Genomic DNA, 20,427 nt, shown 5'->3' with positions numbered 1-20,427 from the left:
CCGCCATAATCCCTGTTATCAAACCATGCGCGTCACAAAACCCCACTGAAACGGCGTTCAGCGGTATCTTCCCTCCGGGATAAGAAGGAAAAAGTGAGGATGACCAGGCGGCATACAGGCGTTATTACTACGCTCGCCGTGAAGGAAAGTGAATGACAGAGAGGTGCGAAAATCGGGTAGTAATGTTGTCATCATCAGCGTTCCTGGCCGTAAATGAAACACGCATACTCATAGCTAGTATCAATGAAATACTAGCATCATTATGGATGATGTCTATTCGCTTATGGTTAGTAATGATATGCGAAATGAATAATTTACACCCCAGCTAAATCCTGCGCACATGCCCAGGCGCTGGACCATGCCCACTGGAAGTTGTAGCCGCCCAACCAGCCGGTAACATCCATCACTTCGCCAATAAAATAGAGACCCGGCACTTTACGCGCTTCCATGGTGCGTGACGACAGTTCGTGGGTATCAACCCCGCCAAGGGTCACTTCTGCTGTGCGATATCCTTCGGTGCCGTTCGGCTGAACGCGCCAGTCGGTCAAGGTGTCAATCAACGTCTGCTGGTCACGAACGTTGAGCTGTTTGAGCGAGACGTCGGGGATCTGACCGAGCTGTTGCAGGCACTCCACCAGACGCTTCGGCAACAGCATCGCCAGCGTGTTCTTCAGGCTTTGATTTGGGTGGGCGCCGCGCTGTTCGTTAAAAAATTCATCCAGATTGGTATCCGGTAGTAAATTAATGCTGACAAATTCACCGGGCTGCCAAAAGCTGGAAATCTGTAAAACCGCCGGGCCTGAAAGGCCGCGATGGGTAAACAGCAGATTTTCACGAAAGATTGTACCATCCTGCGCGGTGATGACCGATGGAACGGAAACGCCAGAGAGCACCTGAAGCTGCTCCAGCAGCGGTTTGTGCAGGGTAAACGGCACCAGTCCGGCACGGGTGGGGAGAACCTTCAGACCAAACTGTTCGGCAATTTTATAACCAAACGGCGACGCGCCCAGGCCTGGCATCGACAGCCCACCTGAGGCAATCACCAGCTTTTTCGCGCCGACGGTGGCCCCGTTCAGCTCCAGCGTAAAACCATCATCATCCCGCGCAACGCTCAGAACTTCACTGCGTAAGCGCAGGGTGACATTGCCTTTTTCGCATTCCGCCACCAGCATATCGACGATTTGCTGTGCGGAATCATCGCAAAAAAGCTGCCCGAGCGTTTTTTCATGCCAGGCGATACCGTGCTTACCAACGAGATCGATAAAATCCCACTGGGTATAGCGCGCCAGCGCAGACTTGCAAAAATGCGGGTTCTGACTCAAATAGGCCGCTGGCTCAACATAAAGGTTCGTAAAGTTACAACGACCCCCACCGGACATGAGGATCTTGCGGCCAGGTTTCTTACCATTATCAATAAGCAGCACCCGACTGCCGGCCTGTCCTGCCTGTGCTGCACAGAACATACCTGCCGCGCCAGCACCTATAATAATGGCATCAAACCTTTCCACTTTACGTTCCTCTCTGAATTCAGGGCGTGAATTGTAAAGTTATCTCAGTGGTCGCACCAGCGAGAAAATCCTCAGGCAGAAGTATTTATATGAAATATATAAGATAATTCTTTATGGGCTCTATTGTATTCAGACGTTAAATCAAAAAAAGTCTATATTTCACTTTGCCCGCGCCGCTAAAGTCACTGATAATGCGCCGCGTTCATGTCCTCAAGATGGCGTAACGTCCTATGCTACATTTGTTTGCTGGCCTGGATTTACATACCGGGCTTTTATTATTGCTTGCTCTGGCTTTTGTGCTGTTCTACGAAGCAATCAACGGCTTCCATGACACAGCCAACGCAGTCGCAACCGTGATCTACACCCGTGCGATGCGTTCGCAGCTTGCGGTGGTCATGGCTGCGGTGTTCAACTTCTTTGGTGTGCTGCTGGGCGGTCTCAGCGTCGCTTATGCCATCGTGCATATGTTACCGACCGATCTCCTGCTCAACATGGGATCGTCGCATGGACTCGCGATGGTGTTCTCCATGCTGCTCGCCGCCATCATCTGGAACCTGGGTACCTGGTACTTTGGTTTACCCGCCTCCAGTTCCCACACGCTGATTGGCGCGATTATCGGCATCGGTTTAACCAATGCGCTGATGACCGGCACGTCAGTGGTAGACGCGCTCAACATCCCGAAAGTGATCGGCATTTTTGCCTCGCTGATCGTCTCGCCCATCGTTGGTCTGGTGGTTGCAGGCGGCCTGATTTTCCTTCTGCGTCGCTACTGGAGCGGTACTAAAAAACGCGCCCGTATTCATCTCACGCCTGCGGAACGTGAAAAGAAAGACGGCAAGAAAAAGCCGCCGTTCTGGACCCGTATCGCCCTGATTCTTTCTGCTATCGGCGTGGCCTTCTCGCATGGCGCGAACGACGGTCAGAAAGGCATTGGTCTGGTCATGCTGGTCCTGATTGGTGTGGCACCGGCGGGCTTCGTGGTGAACATGAATGCCTCGGGTTACGAAATCACCCGTACCCGTGATGCCATCAACAACGTCGAAATCTACTTCCAGCAGCATCCCGATCTGCTGAAGAAGGTAACGGGCGTCGATCAGCTAATTCCGTCTCCGGAACCAGCCGCGACGCAGCCGACGGAATTCCACTGCCATCCGGCAAACACCCTTAACGCGCTGGATCGCGCGAAGGCGATGTTGTCGAACAATGTGGAAAGCTATGACAAGCTAAGCGTTGAGCAGCGCGGCCAACTGCGTCGCATCATGTTGTGCATCTCAGACACGACCGATAAAGTGACGAAGCTGCCGGGCGTGAGCGCTGACGATCAGCGTCTGCTGAAGAAACTGAAAACCGATATGCTGAGCACCATTGAGTATGCGCCGATCTGGATCATCATGGCGGTCGCGCTGGCGCTGGGTATTGGTACCATGATCGGCTGGCGTCGCGTGGCGACCACCATCGGTGAGAAGATTGGTAAGAAAGGCATGACCTATGCTCAGGGGATGTCTGCGCAGATGACGGCGGCCGTCTCTATCGGTCTGGCCAGCTACACCGGGATGCCGGTGTCCACCACCCACGTACTCTCTTCTTCTGTCGCGGGGACGATGGTTGTTGACGGTGGGGGCCTGCAACGTAAAACGGTGACCAGCATTCTGATGGCGTGGGTGTTCACCCTGCCAGCAGCGATTCTGCTGTCCGGTACGCTGTACTGGATCTCGCTGAAATTGATTTAAGCGTTGCCTCGCCAGATGGCGGCAAAGTCTTATCCGGCCTACAGATGAATGTTGGTCGGGCAAGCGAGACGCCATCAGGTAAAGGTGTGCAGGAAAACGGTAGCAAGCGGGTCAGGAAACTGGCCCGCTTTTTTTTTGCTCAGTGCCAAATCATCAAAGCAATAAGACTGACCACCACGAGCCCGCATAGCGCGCTGGTCAGAATGAACTGACGACGTACCCGCTCACAGCGACGGATAAACTCATCATCATGGTGATCGCGGTAGCGCTGGGCATAGATATACCACACCAGGCGTACCTGCTTATTGGGTTGGCCGTGCGAGGTGAAAAAGCCGCCCCCATCAACATACTGATAGAGCAAAGGATCGCAACCACGAAGTACCACGAGCAGCGCGCGTAGCGACGAGAAATAGCGCGCCATATTCACAATGCAGACAACACATAATGCCCAGAATAATGCAACGGTGCTTATCATACGACCTCCCCGGCGACCCGCCCACGGAGCTCCGCTCCGGGACTACCGCTCCCCGAAACTTGCCAGACAGTCAATGAAAAAGTACGACTAAAAACCGCTCGTTTTGAGCTTATCATCAGAGCGGCTCTCTAAATAGTGTAGGAGATCAGTTAATTTTTTTGCCAGAAGGTTAATCACTATCAATGCAATTATCTAAATATTTTGTTTAACTATCTGGTAAGCAAGGCGGATTGACGGATTACCCAGGTCGCTATAATGTAAGGATAGTCTCTACAATTCACCTCATCGCGGCTGAGCTAGCCCCGCGTAGACATATCGCACAGTTCGCAGGACGCGAGTGACGCAAGGTAGAAAAATCGCTAGCTGGCTGGTCATCGACAACTTTATGGAAGGAGTAATACTATGGCTTACAAACACATTCTCATCGCGGTTGATCTTTCTCCGGAAAGCAAAGTTCTGGTAGAAAAAGCGGTCTCTATGGCACGTCCGTACAATGCAAAAGTTTCCCTGATCCACGTTGATGTAAACTACTCTGACCTTTATACCGGCCTGATTGACGTCAATCTGGGCGATATGCAAAAACGCATTTCTGAAGAAACCCACCACGCGCTGACCGAACTGTCCACCAACGCAGGCTATCCGATTACCGAAACCCTGAGCGGCAGCGGCGACCTGGGCCAGGTACTGGTTGACGCCATCAAGAAATACGACATGGATCTGGTCGTTTGCGGTCACCATCAGGACTTCTGGAGTAAACTGATGTCCTCTGCTCGCCAGTTGATCAACACCGTTCACGTCGACATGCTGATTGTTCCACTGCGCGACGAAGAAGAGTAATGTTGTCCAGCCGGATGACGGCGTAACCGCCTTATCCGGCCTACGGTTGGTCGCCTTTTTAGCCAGTCGGCAATACCGCAACATAACGCCCGCCTTTGCGGGCGTTTTTGTTTCCGTCATCCCCTAAGAGATCAGTACAACCTCCCACCTCGTTAATCATAATTAGTGTGATCAACTGATTAGAATGAAATCAATCTGTATAATACTCTACACTATCGGATAATAACCACAGTCTATAACATAATCAGACTTTTTCGGCGCGTTTTGTATTACGCGTTCATACTTTTCGGGATGGCATTGAAAGGCGAAGCTATATGAATACATCTGCACCAACGGGTTTGCTGCAGCAACCCCGCCCGTTCTTCATGATCTTTTTTGTTGAGTTATGGGAACGATTTGGCTATTACGGCGTTCAGGGTATCCTGGCGGTTTTCTTTGTTAAGCAACTGGGATTCTCACAAGAGCAGGCGTTTATCACCTTCGGCGCCTTTGCCGCACTGGTCTACGGTCTGATCTCAATTGGGGGCTACGTTGGCGACCACCTGCTCGGCACCAAACGTACGCTGGTGCTGGGCGCGATTGTGCTGGCACTCGGTTACTTCATGACGGGAATGTCGTTGCTCAAACCGGACCTAATTTTTATCGCGCTTGGGACGATTGCCGTCGGCAACGGCCTGTTTAAGGCAAACCCGGCAAGCCTGCTCTCCAAATGCTATCCGCCTAAAGATCCGCGTCTGGATGGCGCATTCACGCTGTTCTACATGTCGATAAACATCGGTTCGCTGCTGTCGCTGTCGTTGGCGCCAGTGATCGCGGATAAGTTTGGCTATGCCGTCACCTACAACCTGTGTGGGGCGGGGTTGATTGTCGCACTACTGGTTTACTTCGCCTGCCGTGGCATGGTGAAGGATATCGGTTCAGAACCCGATCATCTGCCGATGAGCTTTCGCAATCTGCTGTACGTGCTGGTTGGCACCGTGGCAATGATCTTCCTCTGCGCCTGGCTGATGCACAACGTGAAAATCGCTAACCTGGTGCTGATTGTTCTGTCGATTGTGGTGACCATTATCTTCTTCCGCCAGGCCTTCAGACTGGATAAAACCGGACGCAACAAGATGTTTGTGGCGTTTATCCTGATGCTTGAAGCGGTGCTGTTTTACATTCTGTACGCGCAGATGCCCACCTCGCTGAACTTCTTTGCCATCAACAACGTTCACCATGAGATCCTCGGATTCACCATTAACCCGGTGAGCTTCCAGGCGCTGAACCCGTTCTGGGTGGTGGTTGCCAGCCCGGTGCTTGCCGCTATCTACACACGTCTGGGCAGCAAAGGCAAAGACCTGACAATGCCGATGAAGTTTACCCTCGGGATGTTCTTGTGTTCGCTGGGCTTTCTGACCGCTGCGGCGGCAGGGATGTGGTTTGCTGATGCGCAGGGACTAACGTCGCCGTGGTTCATCGTGCTGATTTATCTGTTTCAGAGTCTCGGTGAGTTGCTGATTAGCGCGCTGGGGCTGGCGATGGTGGCGGCGCTGGTTCCGCAGCATCTGATGGGATTTATTCTTGGGATGTGGTTCCTGACGCAGGCCGCCGCGTTCCTGCTGGGAGGCTACGTCGCGACCTTTACCGCCGTACCAGAGAACATCACCGACCCGCTACAGACATTGCCGATCTATACCGGCGTATTCAGTAAAATCGGGCTGGTGACGCTGGGTGTCACTATCGTGATGGCGCTGATGGTACCGTGGCTGAACCGGATGATTAATACGCCGGACGGTGCAAAATAGCGGAAGGATTATGCCGGATGGCGGCTCACGCCTTATCCGGCCTACAAAAGACAAACTACGCTAAATCGTAGGCCCGATAAGCGAAGCCACCATCAGGCAATCTGTTAATCCGCCAAAGGCGTGCCGGCATAAATATCAAACCGGTGCCCTTTGGTCACCACCGCATTCGGCGTAGCAACATCCGCCAGCGGCGGCGCGTAGTCCGGGCGTTTCACCACCACGCGTTTGGTCGCAAGCTGACGCGCCGGTTCAAGCAGGCCATCGGCGTCCAGATCCGGCCCGACAAGCGACTGGAAAACGCGCATCTCTTTTTTCACCAGCGCACTTTTCTGCTTATGCGGAAACATCGGATCGAGATAGACCACCTGTGGACGCGGCGTAATATCGGTCAGCGCCGTCAGGCTGGAGGCGTAAATTAACTGCAATCTTGACTGCAACCACGGTCCAATTTCCACATCGGCATAGCCGCGCGCCAGTCCGTCGTCGAGCAACGCCGCCACCACCGGGTTACGCTCCAGCATCCGCACATGACAGCCGACGCAGGCCAGGACAAATGCATCACGCCCCAGACCCGCAGTCGCATCTACGACATCCGGTAGATAGTCGCCTTTAACGCCCACGGCTTTTGCCACCGCTTCGCCGCGACCACCGCCGAACTTGCGACGATGGGCCATCGCCCCGCCAACAAAATCGACAAAAATGCCGCCGAGCTTCGGTTCATCGCGTTTACGCAGCTCAAGATGCTCCGCTGTCAGCACCAGCGCCATCAGGTTGTCTTCGTCATGCTCCAACCCCCAGCGGGCGGCCAGAACAGATAAGGCGCCGTCTCCGGCGCCCGTTTCATCAAGTAAACAAATCTTCACTGGCAGGCTAGCTCTTGATCCCGTAATGCTCAAGCATCGCATCGAGTTGCGGTTCGCGGCCACGGAAGCGTTTGAACAGTGCCATAGGTTCTTCAGACCCCCCACGCGTCAGAATGTTGTCGAGGAACGACTGACCGGTATCCCGGTTGAAAATGCCCTCTTCTTCAAAACGCGAGAACGCATCCGCTGCCAGTACATCAGCCCACAGATAGCTGTAATACCCCGCCGCGTAGCCGCCGGCAAAAATATGGCTGAAGGCATGCGGGAAGCGGCCCCATGATGGACCAGGCACCACAGCGACCTGTTTTTTAATCTCCGCCAGGGTGTCGAGGATTTTCGCCCCTTGCTGCGGGTCAAATTCCGCATGCAGACGGAAATCAAACAGGCCGAACTCCAGTTGACGCAGTATGAACAGCGCCGCCTGGTAGTTCTTCGCCGCCAGCATTTTATCCAGTAACTCTTTCGGCAGCGGTTCGCCAGTTTCGTAATGTCCGGAAATAAACGCCAGCGCGTCCGGCTCCCAGCACCAGTTTTCCATAAACTGGCTCGGCAGTTCGACCGCATCCCACGGCACGCCGTTGATCCCGGAAACGCCAGCGGTTTCGATACGGGTCAGCATGTGATGCAGACCGTGACCAAATTCGTGGAACAGCGTGATCACTTCATCGTGGGTAAACAGCGCCGGTTTGCCATTGACCGGACGGTTAAAGTTACAGGTCAGATAGGCGACCGGTTTTTGCAGTGACCCGTCCGCTTTGCGCATCTGACCGACGCAGTCGTCCATCCACGCCCCGCCGCGTTTGTGTTCACGGGCATAGAGATCGAGGTAGAAACTGCCGCGCAGCTCGTTGTTTTCGTCATACAGCTCGAAGAACCGTACGTCCGGATGCCAGACATCCACATCGTGACGCTCTTTCGCGGTGATGCCGTAAATGCGTTTTACCACTTCAAACAGGCCATTTACCGCTTTGTTTTCCGGGAAGTACGGGCGCAACTGTTCGTCACTGATGCTGTACAGATGTTGCTTCTGTTTTTCGCTGTAGTAAGCAATATCCCACGGGTTCAGTTCATCGACGCCAAACTCGGCTTTCGCGAAAGCACGCAGTTGCGCCAGCTCTTTCTCGCCCTGCGGACGCGCGCGTTTCGCCAGATCGGTTAAAAACTCCAGCACCTGCTGCGGATTTTCCGCCATTTTAGTGGCGAGCGATTTAAAGGCGAAGCTTTCAAAGCCCAGCAGTTGTGCCAGTTCATGACGCAGGGCGAGGATCTCTTCCATCACCGGGCTGTTGTCCCATTTACCGGCGTTAGGGCCTTGATCGGAGGCACGAGTCACATAGGCGCGGTACATCTCTTCACGAAGCGCCGGATTGTCGCAGTAGGTCATCACCGGCAGATAGCTCGGGATATCCAGCGTCAGCAGATAGCCTTCCTGCTCTTTTGCTTCGGCCTGCGCTTTTGCTGCCGCCAGCGCGCTGTCCGGCATCCCGGCCAGCTCTGCTTCGTCAGTAATCAACTTCGTCCAGCCCATGGTAGCGTCGAGCACGTTGTTGCTGTACAGGTTACCCAGTTCCGACAGGCGGGTGGCAATCTCACCGTAGCGCTGCTGTTTTTCTTTCGGCAGGCCAATCCCGGAGAGTTCAAAGTCGCGCAGCGCGTTATCCACGGCTTTTTTCTGTGCCGTGTTCAGCGTGGCGTAATGATCGCCATCACGCAGGTCGCGGTATGCTTTGTATAAGCCTTCATGCTGACCGACCCAGGTGCTGTATTCCGACAGCAGCGGCAGGGTTTGCTCATAAGCTTCGCGCAGCTCCGGGCTGTTTTTTACTGAATTCAGATGGCTGACCGGAGAAAAAATACGCCCCAGGACGTCATCAACCTCAGCCAACGGCTGGCAAAGATTTTCCCAGCTGTAGGGCGCACCTTGTGCCACAACGCGTTCCACATTCTCACGGCAGTCATTCAACGCTTTCGTTACCGCCGGGACCACATGTTCCGGCTGAATTTTGGAAAAGGGAGGGAGCCCGAAAGGCGTCAGTAGAGGATTGGTCATAAGCGCTGTCCTGTTTGAAGAAGGTGAATGTAGCGCGCATCCGGCGCTGTGCAATATCCCTGTAGAATGGGGATAAGTGTAGAGGATTTCAATGCCAGGCGTTGTGCTTTCGCGGCGGCGGTGAGTTTTCTGTATACTGTGGCGATAGGCTTTCTATTCGCCCGAAAGCGTTGCGCTAATCGGGCTTACGTTTACAACCTGGAACACGTTTACCCATGCTCAGTTATCGCCACAGCTTCCATGCTGGCAACCACGCCGACGTCCTTAAACACACGGTTCAGAGCCTGATCATCGAGTCGCTCAAAGAGAAAGAAAAACCCTTCCTCTATCTGGACACCCATGCAGGCGCGGGCCGTTATCAGCTAAGCGGCGAGCATGCTGAACGCACCGGTGAATACCTGGAAGGTATCGCCCGCATCTGGCAGCAGGACGACCTGCCAACCGAACTCGAACCGTATATCGGTGTAGTCGAACACTTCAACCGTAGCGGGCAACTGCGTTACTACCCGGGCTCCCCGCTGATCGCCCGCCAGTTGTTGCGCGAACAGGACAGCCTGCACCTGACGGAACTGCACCCGAGCGATTTCCCGCTGCTGCGGGGGGAATTTCAGAAAGATGAACGTGCCCGCGTGGCCCGTGCCGACGGTTATCAGCAACTGAAGGCGAAGCTGCCGCCGGTCTCCCGTCGTGGTTTGATTCTCATCGACCCACCTTACGAAATTAAATCGGACTACCAGGCTGTTGTCGCCGGGATAGCCGAAGGCTATAAACGTTTTGCCACCGGGACGTATGCCCTGTGGTACCCGGTCGTGCTGCGTCAGCAAATCAAGCGCATGGTGCACGATCTGGAAGCGACCGGCATCCGTAAAATTCTACAAATTGAGCTGGCGGTCCGCCCGGACAGCGACCAGCGCGGCATGACCGCCTCCGGCATGATTGTGGTCAACCCGCCGTGGAAGCTGGAAGCACAAATGAACACGGTGCTGCCGTGGCTGCACAGCAAGCTGGTGCCGGCAGGTATCGGGCATACCTCGGTCAACTGGATCGTGCCAGAGTAATCGCAGCCATCGGTGGAACCAATGCGTTTCAGGTATACAATCGTGGCAATCAGAACGGAAGGATAAGACTCATGAGCAAGCATTATGACTACATCGCCATCGGCGGTGGCAGCGGCGGTATCGCCTCGATTAACCGTGCAGCCATGTACGGCCAGAAGTGTGCGCTGATTGAAGCCAAAGAGCTGGGCGGCACCTGCGTTAACGTTGGCTGCGTTCCGAAAAAGGTGATGTGGCATGCCGCGCAAATCCGCGAAGCCATCCACCTGTATGGCCCGGACTATGGGTTTGACACCACGATCAATAAATTTAACTGGGATACGCTGATTGCCAGTCGTACCGCCTATATTGACCGCATTCACACCTCGTATGACAACGTGCTGGGTAAAAATAACGTTGATGTGATCAAAGGTTTTGCCCGCTTTGTCGATGCCAAAACCATCGAAGTCAACGGTGAAACCCTTACCGCCGACCATATCCTGATCGCGACAGGCGGTCGTCCGAGCCACCCTGATATTCCGGGCGTGGAGTACGGTATCGACTCCGATGGTTTCTTTAAACTGCCGGCCCTGCCGGAGCGCGTCGCGGTTGTCGGTGCTGGCTATATTGCCGTGGAACTGGCGGGCGTGATTAACGGTCTGGGGGCCAAAACCCATTTGTTCGTGCGTAAACACGCGCCGCTGCGTAGCTTTGATCCGATGATCACCGAAACCCTGGTCGAAGTGATGAATGCCGAAGGACCTGAGCTCCATACCCATGCGATCCCGAAAGCGGTGGTAAAAAACGCCGACGGTAGCCTGACGCTGGAACTGGAAGACGGTCGCAGCGAAACGGTCGATTGCCTGATCTGGGCGATTGGCCGTGAACCGGCTACCGATAACGTCAATCTGGCGGTAACGGGTGTAAAAACTAACGAAAAAGGCTATATCGTCGTCGATAAGTACCAGAACACCAGCGTGGATGGGATTTATGCGGTTGGAGATAACACCGGCGCCGTCGAGCTGACCCCGGTTGCCGTCGCGGCAGGCCGTCGTCTTTCCGAGCGCCTGTTTAACAACAAGCCGGACGAGCATCTGGACTACAGCAACATCCCGACCGTGGTCTTCAGTCACCCGCCGATCGGTACCGTGGGCCTGACCGAACCGCAGGCGCGCGAACAGTATGGCGACGCCGAGGTGAAAGTGTATAAATCCTCATTTACCGCGATGTACACCGCGGTGACTTCGCACCGTCAGCCGTGCCGCATGAAGTTAGTCTGTGTTGGCCCGGAAGAGAAGATTGTCGGCATTCACGGCATCGGCTTTGGTATGGACGAAATGCTGCAAGGCTTTGCGGTGGCGCTGAAAATGGGCGCAACGAAGAAGGACTTCGACAACACCGTCGCCATTCACCCGACGGCGGCGGAAGAGTTTGTGACCATGCGTTAAAACGCTGAAACAAAAAGTCTGCAGTTCACACCAGGAAATGGGGCGGTGTTCAGGCACTGTTCCATTTCCGCCCTGTACCCGTCTTTGCCGCAGTCGTGGCTCTCCGGCGTCCGTTCAGTACTTATGGGGCAGGTTTTTGACTTCCCGGAGTATCCCTCTTTCGATCACGATATAACCGCCCGACTTCAGATCGGAAAGAATGCGCATGATACTGCTGCGCGAGATGCGGGTTTTACAACGGATGTAATTCTCTGCGGTGATCATCTCTCTGATCTCTTTCGGCTTTTCCATGAGCTCAATGATTTGATACCGTATTGAATCATAACTATTCGGTGAGGATAACTTATAAAGCACTTCGGAAACGGAGGAGATAAGCGCCATCTGGTAGCGTGAAAACGCCTCCCACAATGACAGCTCGGTCAACAATGAAAAGAGTTTGTCTTTATCGATTACCGCGATCTCCGACGGCATCAGCACCTTAATGATGTACTCTGACTTTATCTCTTTATGTAACGGGATGTACCCTCTGACCGTGGGGGCGTCAAACACTTCCAGTAACACGTCATCCGGATAACGATACAGTGAGACCGCGCCGCTTCTGACAAAATAGCATTCGCTCTGAAATTTTTGATTGATTAAAAACCGGGTGTTTGCAGGAAAGGATTCATATTGTAAATGAGGCTCAAGCGCCTTCATAACTATCTTAAGATAATGCGTATCTGTGCGCGTGGATTTTGTTGTCATCACATTTCCTGATTCTGGATAACACCTTAACTAATAAACAGTTATAGCACAAAACCCTTTTTCTTCAAATGGTATGCTTTGAGCTTATTTCCAGAGATTGCAGCTTATTACACCAGTCCTGAACGGAGCCGGCATCGAAATAGACCACACTCATATTTTTATCCAGCACCAGCGGAATACAGGGATACGAATCCGGTTTTCCTTCGCTTAACAAGGCATTAATTTCACCCTCTGCAAACAGACTCAAATCAAAAAATCGCAGATACCATTTTTTAAAATCTTCAAACGAATTCAGTACGATCAGCGTCTGATTATCGCACTTCATTTCTATTACTTTTCCCATAAAGTATCCTGTATATATTATTCAGCAATGTATTTGAGATATGAATTATGCTTACCCTTAAAAATAAAGCAAAACAGAGTAAAGTCCAGTTTGACATCTTTGCACACAGAATAAATTACAATACATCTTATTGAATTAAATGATTTTTATTAAAAGTCCAATTTGACACTTGTAACTGATTGTAATTTTTCACGCTCAACCCATAATACTCCCCACATATAAAGTATTAACCAACTATTGCTTCATCCATTCGATGTCGGGCAGGGCCCTGTCTGGTCGAAGCGAAAGCTATTGGTTGTTTTTATGTTTTTACACTTTTGAAGGAAAAAAGTTGAAACATTACCAGTCCATACGGGGTCAACATGAATCCTAAACTCAGTAAACTGTCTGCGACGGTTTGCCTGTTCACGCAATTATTCAGCATCGCCATACCGACCTTCGTGCCGGTTATTGCGCTGGCACAGAATAAACCGCAGACGCTCGCAGAAATAACCACCACACCCTATACCCTGAAAAAAGGCGAAACGGTTTCCGTTATTGCCGCACGTTATTCTCTCAGCGTCGATGCGCTGAAAAAACTTAACGTCTTCAGAACCTTTAATAAGCCTTTTGAAAAACTCGGCGAAGGCGATGAAATTGATGTTCCGGTAAATAACACCACCAAAAAAGACACTGCCGGAAATCCCCCTGACGGTGCTGACGCCTTCTGGGCAAACCGGGCCTCCTCGCTCGGCTCCACCCTCTCTTCAGACCATCCCGCCGATCAGGCGGCCTCAATGGCTAAAAGCATGGCCACCGGTGCGGCGGTCTCCACCGTTGAGCAGTGGCTCGGCCAGTTCGGCACCGCGCAGGCGAAGCTGAACCTGGACGATGATTTCACCCTTGACGGTTCCTCGCTCGACGTCCTGCTGCCGCTCTATGATCAGCAGAATAACCTGCTGTTCACCCAGCTCGGCTACCGGAACAAGGATTCGCGTAACACCCTCAATGCCGGCCTCGGTTTCCGTACCTTCCACGGCAACTGGATGTACGGCATCAACAGCTTCTATGATGACGACGTGACGGGCAACAACCGCCGCCTGGGCGTGGGTCTGGAAGCCTGGACCGATTACCTGAAACTCGGCGCCAACAGCTATACCGGCCTGACGGACTGGCACCAGTCCCGCGACTTCGCCGATTACGACGAACGCCCGGCGGACGGCTTCGACATCCGCGCCGAAGGCTGGCTGCCGGCTTATCCGCAGCTCGGCGGCAAACTGGTGTACGAGCAGTATCGCGGGGACGAAGTCGCCCTGTTCAGCAAGGACGACCGTTCCTCCGATCCGAAAGCGGTCACCCTGGGCCTGAACTATACGCCGGTGCCGCTGGTGACGGTGGGCGTTGACCACCGCCAGGGGCAGAGCGGGCAGAATGACACCCGTCTGAATCTCGAATTTAACTACGAGCTGGGTCTGCCGTGGAACCAGCAGATCGACGATTCGCTGGTGGCCGCCCGCCGTACGCTGGCAGGCAGCCGTCTTGATCTGGTCGATCGTAACAACGATATCGTGCTGGAGTATAAAAAACAGGATCTGATCCACCTGACCCTGCCGGCGCTTCTCGAAGGCAAGGCCAGTGACAAAGGCAACATCAACGCCACCGTCAAGGCCAAATACGGCGTTGATCATATCGAATGGGACTACAGCGAAATCCTTGCGGCGCAGGGCAGTGCCGTCGCCGTCAACAAGCAGACGCTGGAAATCACCTTCCCGCCGTATCAGACCGCCGGCAGCAATGTGTATCACATCAGCGCGGTGGCCTACGATCCGCAGCGCAACAAGTCAAACCGTGAAACCACGGAAATCCGCGTCAGCGAGCCGGACGCGACCATCGATGACGGGAACCTGATTGTCACCGTGGACGGGGCCGCCGCCAACGGCGAAGCCACTGACACGGTGCAGGCGAAAGTCACCGACAGCGCGCACCACACGGTCGCCGGGGTGAAAGTTGAGTTTACCGCAGACAATGAGACCCGGGTGGTCACGGCCTCGGTGGTCACCGACGCAAACGGTCTGGCGACAACCAACCTGACTAACATCCACGCGGGCAAATCAACTGTGACCGCGACGGTGAACGGTTCGGCCCGCAGCGTACCCGTCAGCTTTGTCGCCGACAGCGGCAGCGCGGTGATTGCCGACGGCAACCTCACCGTCACCCGCGACAACGGTAAAGCGAACAACAGCGACACCAACCACGTTCAGGCGAAAGTCACGGACAAAAACGGCAATACCGTTTCGGGCGCCACGGTGAACTTCTCCAGTACCGTCAGCGGGGCCACGATGGTGACCGCATCCGCGGTGACCGATGAAAACGGTATCGCCGGCACCGACCTGACCAGCACCACGCCGGGCGTGGTTCCGGTGAAAGCCGCAGTGAACGGCGCTGACAAGTCGGTCGACACCCACTTCGCCCAGGATGACAGCAGCGCCACCATTGGTACCGGTGATTTTGTCCTTACCACGGATAACGCGAAGGCTAACGGCAGCGCCACCAACGCGGTGAAAGCGACCGTGAAAGACGCCAGCGGCCTGCCGCTTACCGGCGTGGTGGTCAGCTTCAGCGCCACCAACGGGGCGAAGGTTGCCAGCGCGAAGGCCACCACCGACCAGAGCGGGGTCGCCACCACCACGCTGACCAGCACCAAAGCCGGGATCTCTGCGGTAACCGCCAGCGTCAGCAATGCCTCGGGCGGCAGCAGCCAGTCGCTGGACGCGCATTTTGTCGCGGACGACAGCACGGCGACGATTTCTGCCGGTAACCTGACGGTGACCACCGACAACGCGAAAGCGGACGGCAGCGCCACCAACGCGGTGAAAGCCATTGTCACCGACGCCAACGGCAACGTGCTCGCCGGACAGAGCGTGAGCTTCTCTGCCAGCAATGGCGCGACGGTGACCACCGCCTCCGCCACCACGGACGCCGACGGTGTGGCCACCACCACGCTCACCAACAGCAAATCCGGTGTGACCAGCGTGACCGCCACGGTCAACGGCAACAGCCAGTCGGTGGACACCACGTTCCTGGCCGACAGCAGCACGGCGGGTATCAGTTCCGGTAACCTGACGGTGACCACCGACAACGCGAAGGCCAACGGCAGCGCCACCAACGCGGTGAAAGCGATTGTCACCGATGCGAAAGGCAACCTGGTGAAAGACGTGACGGTGACCTTTACCGCCACTAACGGGGCTACCGTCACCACGGCCTCCGCCACCACGGACGCCAACGGTATCGCCACCACCACGCTGACCAACAGCAAAGCCGGTGTGGCGAAAGTGACGGCCAGCGTCAACGGCAGCAGCCAGACCGTGGACACCACTTTTGTGGCGGACAGCGGGACGGCAACCATCAGCGACGGCAACCTGACGGTGACCACCGACAACGCGAAGGCCAACGGTACGGCCACCGACGCGGTGAAAGCGATTGTCACCGATGCGAAAGGTAACCCGGTGAAAGACGCGACGGTAACCTTTACCGCCACTAACGGGGCTACTGTCACCACCGCTTCCGCGACCACCGATGCAGACGGTATCGCCACCACCACGCTGACCAACACCAAATCCGGTGTGAGTCAGGTGACGGCCACCGTCAACGGCAACAGCCAGTCTGTGGACACCACCTTTGTGGCCGACAGCAGCACGGCGACCATCAGCGACGGTAACCTGACGGTGACCACCGACAACGCGAAAGCGGACGGCTCGGACACCAACGCGGTGAAAGCAGTTGTCACGGATGCCAACGGCAACCTGATTTCCGGTGTGGCAGTGACCTTTACTGCCACTAACGGCGCGACGGTGACCACCACGTCTGCCACCACCGATGCGGACGGTATCGCCACCACCACGCTGAAGAACAGCAAATCCGGTATTGCCAAAGTAACGGCGACCGTCAACGGCAACAGCCAGACGGTGGACACCACCTTTGTGGCGGACAGCAGTACCGCAACCATCAGTTCCGGTAACCTGACGGTGACCACCGACGGCGCGAAAGCCGACGGTTCTGACACCAACGCGGTGAAAGCGATTGTCACCGATGCGAAAGGTAACCTGGTGAAAGACGTGACGGTGACCTTTACCGCCACCAACGGCGCCACGGTGATCACCGCCTCCGCCACCACGGACGTGAACGGTATCGCCACCACCACGCTGAGCAACACCACGGCCGGTACGGCGAAAGTGACCGCCACGGTGAACGGCAACAGCCAGACGGTGGACACCACCTTTGTGGCCGACGGCGGCACGGCAACCATCAGCGCCGGTAACCTGACGGTAACCACCGATAATGCGAAAGCCAACGGCAGCGCCACCAACGCGGTGAAAGCGATTGTCACCGACGCGAAAGGCAACCCGGTGAAAGACGCTGTAGTGACCTTCACGGCCACCAACGGCGCCACCATCACCACGGAGTCTGCGACCACCGACGCCGACGGTATCGCCACCACCACGCTGAAGAACACCAAAGCCGGTGTCTCTTCGGTGACTGCGAAAGTGAACGGCAACAGCCAGTCTGTGGACACCACTTTTGTGGCGGACAGCAGCACGGCGACCATCAGTTCCGGTAACCTGACGGTGACCACCGACAACGCGAAAGCGGACGGCACGGCCACCGACGCGGTGAAAGCTATCGTGACGGATGCGAACGGCAACCTGGTTTCCGGTGTGGCAGTGACCTTTACCGCCACTAACGGGGCCACCATCACCACCGCCTCTGTCACCACCGATGCGGACGGTATTGCCACCACCACGCTGACCAACACCAAATCCGGTGTGGCGAAAGTGACGGCCACCGTCAACGGCAACAGCCAGACCGTGGACACCACCTTTGTGGCGGACAGCAGTACGGCAACGCTTGCCGACGGCAGCCTGACGGTGACCACCGATAACGCGAAGGCCAACGGCAGCGCCACCGACGCGGTGAAAGCCATCGTGACGGACGCCAACGGTAACCTGGTTAAAGACGCGACGGTGACCTTTACTGCCACCAACGGCGCCACCATTACCACCGCTTCTGCCATCACCGATGCGGATGGTATCGCCACCACCACCCTGACCAACACCAAATCCGGTGTGGCGAAAGTGACGGCTACCGTCAACGGAGCCAGCCAGACCGTGGATACCACCTTTGTGGCGGACAGCAGCACGGCGACCATTACCGACGGTAACCTGACGGTGACCACCGATAACGCGAAAGCCAACGGCACAGCCACCGACGCGGTGAAAGCCATCGTGACGGACGCCAACGGCAACCTGGTGAAAGACGCGACGGTGACCTTTACTGCCACCAATGGGGCAACGGTGATCACCGCGTCTGCCACCACGGATGCGAGCGGTGTGGCAACGACGACGCTGACCAACACCAAAGCTGGCGTGAGCCAGGTGACGGCCACCGTCAACGGCAACAGCCAGACCGTGGACACCACCTTTGTGGCGGACAGCAGTACGGCGACGCTTGCCGACGGCAGCCTGACGGTGACCACCGATAACGCGAAAGCCAACGGCACAGCCACCGACGCGGTGAAAGCCATTGTCACCGATGCCAACGGCAACCTGGTTTCCGGTGTGGCAGTGACCTTTACCGCCGCCAACGGGGCCACTGTCATCACTGAATCGGTCACCACCGATGCGGACGGTATCGCCACCACCACGCTGACCAACACCAAATCTGGCGTGAGCAAAGTGACGGCAACTGTCAACGGCAACAGCCAGACCGTGGACACCACCTTTGTGGCGGACAGCGGCACGGCAACCATTACCGACGGTAACCTGACGGTGACCACCGATAATGCGAAAGCCAACGGCACGGCCACCGATGCGGTGAAAGCCATCGTGACGGATGCCAACGGTAACCTGGTGAAAGACGCGACGGTGACCTTTACTGCCACCAATGGCGCCACCATCACCACCGCCTCCGCCACCACGGATGCGAACGGTGTGGCAACGACGACGCTGACCAACACCAAATCTGGTGTGAGCAAAGTGACGGCGATGGTGAACGGAAACAGCCAGACGGTCGACACCACCTTTGTGGCCGACAGCAGCACGGCGACCATCAGCGACGGCAACCTGACGGTGACCACCAACAACGCGGTGGCCAACAACAGCGATACCAACGCGGTAAAAGCGATTGTCACCGATGCCAACGGTAACAAGGTGAAAGACGCGACGGTGACCTTTACCGCCACCAACGGCGCGACGGTGATCACCGCCTCTGTCACCACGGACGCCGATGGTGTAGCCACCACCACGCTGACCAATACCAAATCCGGTATTGCCGCCGTGACGGCCACCGTTAACGGCAACAGCAAGTCCGTCGACACCACCTTTGTGGCCGACAGCAGTACGGCGACCATTGCGACGGGTAACCTGACGGTCACCACCGACAATGCGAAAGCGGACGGCGTGGCGACGGATGCGGTACAGGCGAAAGTGACCGATGCCAACGGCAACCTGGTGCCGGGTGTGGCGGTTGCCTTCAGCGTCACCACCGGGGCGACGGTCGTCACCGCCTCTGCCACTACCGACGCGGATGGACTGGCGAAAACCAGCCTGACCAGCGAGAAATCGGGTGCCTACACTGTTACCGCCACGGTTAACGCGGCCAGCCAGACCGCCACGGTGAACTTCAAAGCGGACGCGACGACGGCGGTAACCACGCTGACATCGGATGTGACCACGCAGCCTGCCGACGGCGAAACCGCCGTGGTGGTGACCGCCACCGTGAAGGATGCGAAGGGTAACCTGGTGCCGAATGAGAACGTGGTGTTTACCACCACCGGTGCGGCGAAACTGGGGGATACCACCGTGACCAAGACCGTTGCCACCGACGCGAATGGTCAGGCGAAGCTCAACGTGACGGATGTCACCGTTGAAACGGTGACCGTGGCGGCGAAGTCCTCGTCCAACGCCAGTGATACCGGCGGCAGCGTGGAGCTGACCTTTACCGCGCCACCGCCGGCACCGATGCCGTCAACCACTAAGGTTGCCGTTAACGGCGCTAACTTTGCGGTCGATGCGGGATTCCCGAAAACGGGCTATGACGGGGCTAAGTTCCAGATTGCCATCAAAGGCGCTGCGGCGAACAACGCTGATTATACCTGGTCGGATAACAGTGACTGGGTCTCGGTGGACAGTACCGGTACGGTGACCTTTAATGGTGAAGGAACATCGGATGAAGTGACCATTACCGCCACGCCCAAAAATGGCGGAGTCCCGTTTGACTATAAGTTCCAGTTAGTCACATGGTTTAAAAATATGAATGTCAACGTCCTGGCGAGTGACTCAGAAGCAGTATGTACTGATTTAGGCGGGGGATATTCTCTTACTTCACAAATTAAACTAGTAGAGGACATGAGCAGCGGCACACACAGTAATCGTATTGCAGGAGTCGATCATTTATGGAGTGAATGGGCAGTGGCCTGGGGCAGTTTCTGGCTTTCGGAAATGAGCGGGACGAAGCGCTACCTTGCAACGACATCTAAATCTGGAGCCAGTATAGCCTTACAAAATACTGATACCCCTACTGGTGTCGTCTGCTCAAAATCGCTATAAGCCAACTTGACTGAAAACGTATCAA

12 protein-coding genes are annotated in these 20,427 nt (G+C 55.6%); 6 read left to right on the top strand and 6 right to left on the bottom strand.

Translation table 11 applies throughout. From position 1 onward, the window contains the following. Positions 1 to 314 precede the first annotated feature (314 nt). Positions 315 to 1,508, bottom strand: coding sequence for an NAD(P)/FAD-dependent oxidoreductase (locus KE671_RS16935; RefSeq protein WP_206163920.1), 1,194 nt, complete (start codon positions 1,506 to 1,508; stop codon positions 315 to 317). Positions 1,509 to 1,738: 230 nt separating this feature from the next. Here KE671_RS16935 and pitA point away from each other — a divergent pair, with 230 nt between their 5' ends. Next, positions 1,739 to 3,238, top strand: a complete 1,500-nt coding sequence (gene pitA / locus KE671_RS16930) for an inorganic phosphate transporter PitA (RefSeq protein ID WP_206163919.1) — start codon at positions 1,739 to 1,741, stop codon at positions 3,236 to 3,238. A gap of 139 nt (positions 3,239 to 3,377) precedes the next feature. Here pitA and uspB read toward each other — a convergent pair whose 3' ends face one another. Next, a complete protein-coding gene (gene uspB, locus KE671_RS16925) occupies positions 3,378 to 3,713 on the bottom strand; it encodes a universal stress protein UspB (protein WP_042323109.1) in 336 nt (111 codons plus the stop codon). A gap of 402 nt (positions 3,714 to 4,115) precedes the next feature. On the opposite strand from uspB, the gene uspA reads away from it, so the two are divergent. Together uspA and dtpB are read left to right on the top strand one after the other, a co-directional pair. Then, positions 4,116 to 4,550: a universal stress protein UspA gene (gene uspA, locus KE671_RS16920; protein ID WP_000323571.1), complete on the top strand. Its 435-nt coding sequence runs from the start codon at positions 4,116 to 4,118 to the stop codon at positions 4,548 to 4,550. A 314-nt stretch (positions 4,551 to 4,864) separates the two neighbouring features. Then, the gene (gene dtpB / locus KE671_RS16915) at positions 4,865 to 6,337 is read left to right on the top strand and encodes a dipeptide/tripeptide permease DtpB (protein WP_206163918.1); all 1,473 of its coding nucleotides are present in this window, start codon (positions 4,865 to 4,867) and stop codon (positions 6,335 to 6,337) included. A gap of 104 nt (positions 6,338 to 6,441) precedes the next feature. Here dtpB and rsmJ read toward each other — a convergent pair whose 3' ends face one another. Next, positions 6,442 to 7,200: a 16S rRNA (guanine(1516)-N(2))-methyltransferase RsmJ gene (gene rsmJ / locus KE671_RS16910; RefSeq protein ID WP_206163917.1), complete on the bottom strand. Its 759-nt coding sequence runs from the start codon at positions 7,198 to 7,200 to the stop codon at positions 6,442 to 6,444. Positions 7,201 to 7,207: 7 nt separating this feature from the next. After that, entirely contained in the window at positions 7,208 to 9,250 is a 2,043-nt protein-coding gene (prlC, locus tag KE671_RS16905) for an oligopeptidase A (protein WP_206163916.1), read from the bottom strand. 215 nt (positions 9,251 to 9,465) lie between these two features. Between prlC and KE671_RS16900 the strand changes: the two genes are divergently transcribed. Continuing rightward, a complete protein-coding gene (locus tag KE671_RS16900; protein ID WP_206163915.1) occupies positions 9,466 to 10,308 on the top strand; it encodes a 23S rRNA (adenine(2030)-N(6))-methyltransferase RlmJ in 843 nt (280 codons plus the stop codon). A gap of 71 nt (positions 10,309 to 10,379) precedes the next feature. Continuing rightward, on the top strand, positions 10,380 to 11,732 hold the full coding sequence (gene gorA / locus KE671_RS16895) for a glutathione-disulfide reductase (protein WP_206163914.1): 1,353 nt from the start codon (positions 10,380 to 10,382) through the stop codon (positions 11,730 to 11,732). A 114-nt stretch (positions 11,733 to 11,846) separates the two neighbouring features. Here gorA and KE671_RS16890 read toward each other — a convergent pair whose 3' ends face one another. Continuing rightward, complete coding sequence (locus KE671_RS16890; RefSeq protein ID WP_206163913.1) at positions 11,847 to 12,476, bottom strand: helix-turn-helix domain-containing protein; 630 nt, start codon at positions 12,474 to 12,476, stop codon at positions 11,847 to 11,849. A gap of 64 nt (positions 12,477 to 12,540) precedes the next feature. After that, entirely contained in the window at positions 12,541 to 12,819 is a 279-nt protein-coding gene (locus tag KE671_RS16885) for a hypothetical protein (RefSeq protein ID WP_206163912.1), read from the bottom strand. Positions 12,820 to 13,181: 362 nt separating this feature from the next. Here KE671_RS16885 and KE671_RS16880 point away from each other — a divergent pair, with 362 nt between their 5' ends. Beyond that, a complete protein-coding gene (locus KE671_RS16880) occupies positions 13,182 to 20,402 on the top strand; it encodes an Ig-like domain-containing protein (protein ID WP_206163911.1) in 7,221 nt (2,406 codons plus the stop codon). Positions 20,403 to 20,427 lie beyond the last annotated feature (25 nt).

The sequence above is a fragment of the Citrobacter amalonaticus genome (assembly GCF_018252635.1).
Taxonomy (GTDB): domain Bacteria; phylum Pseudomonadota; class Gammaproteobacteria; order Enterobacterales; family Enterobacteriaceae; genus Citrobacter_A; species Citrobacter_A amalonaticus_E.
This window is presented reverse-complemented; position numbering and strand designations above follow the sequence as displayed.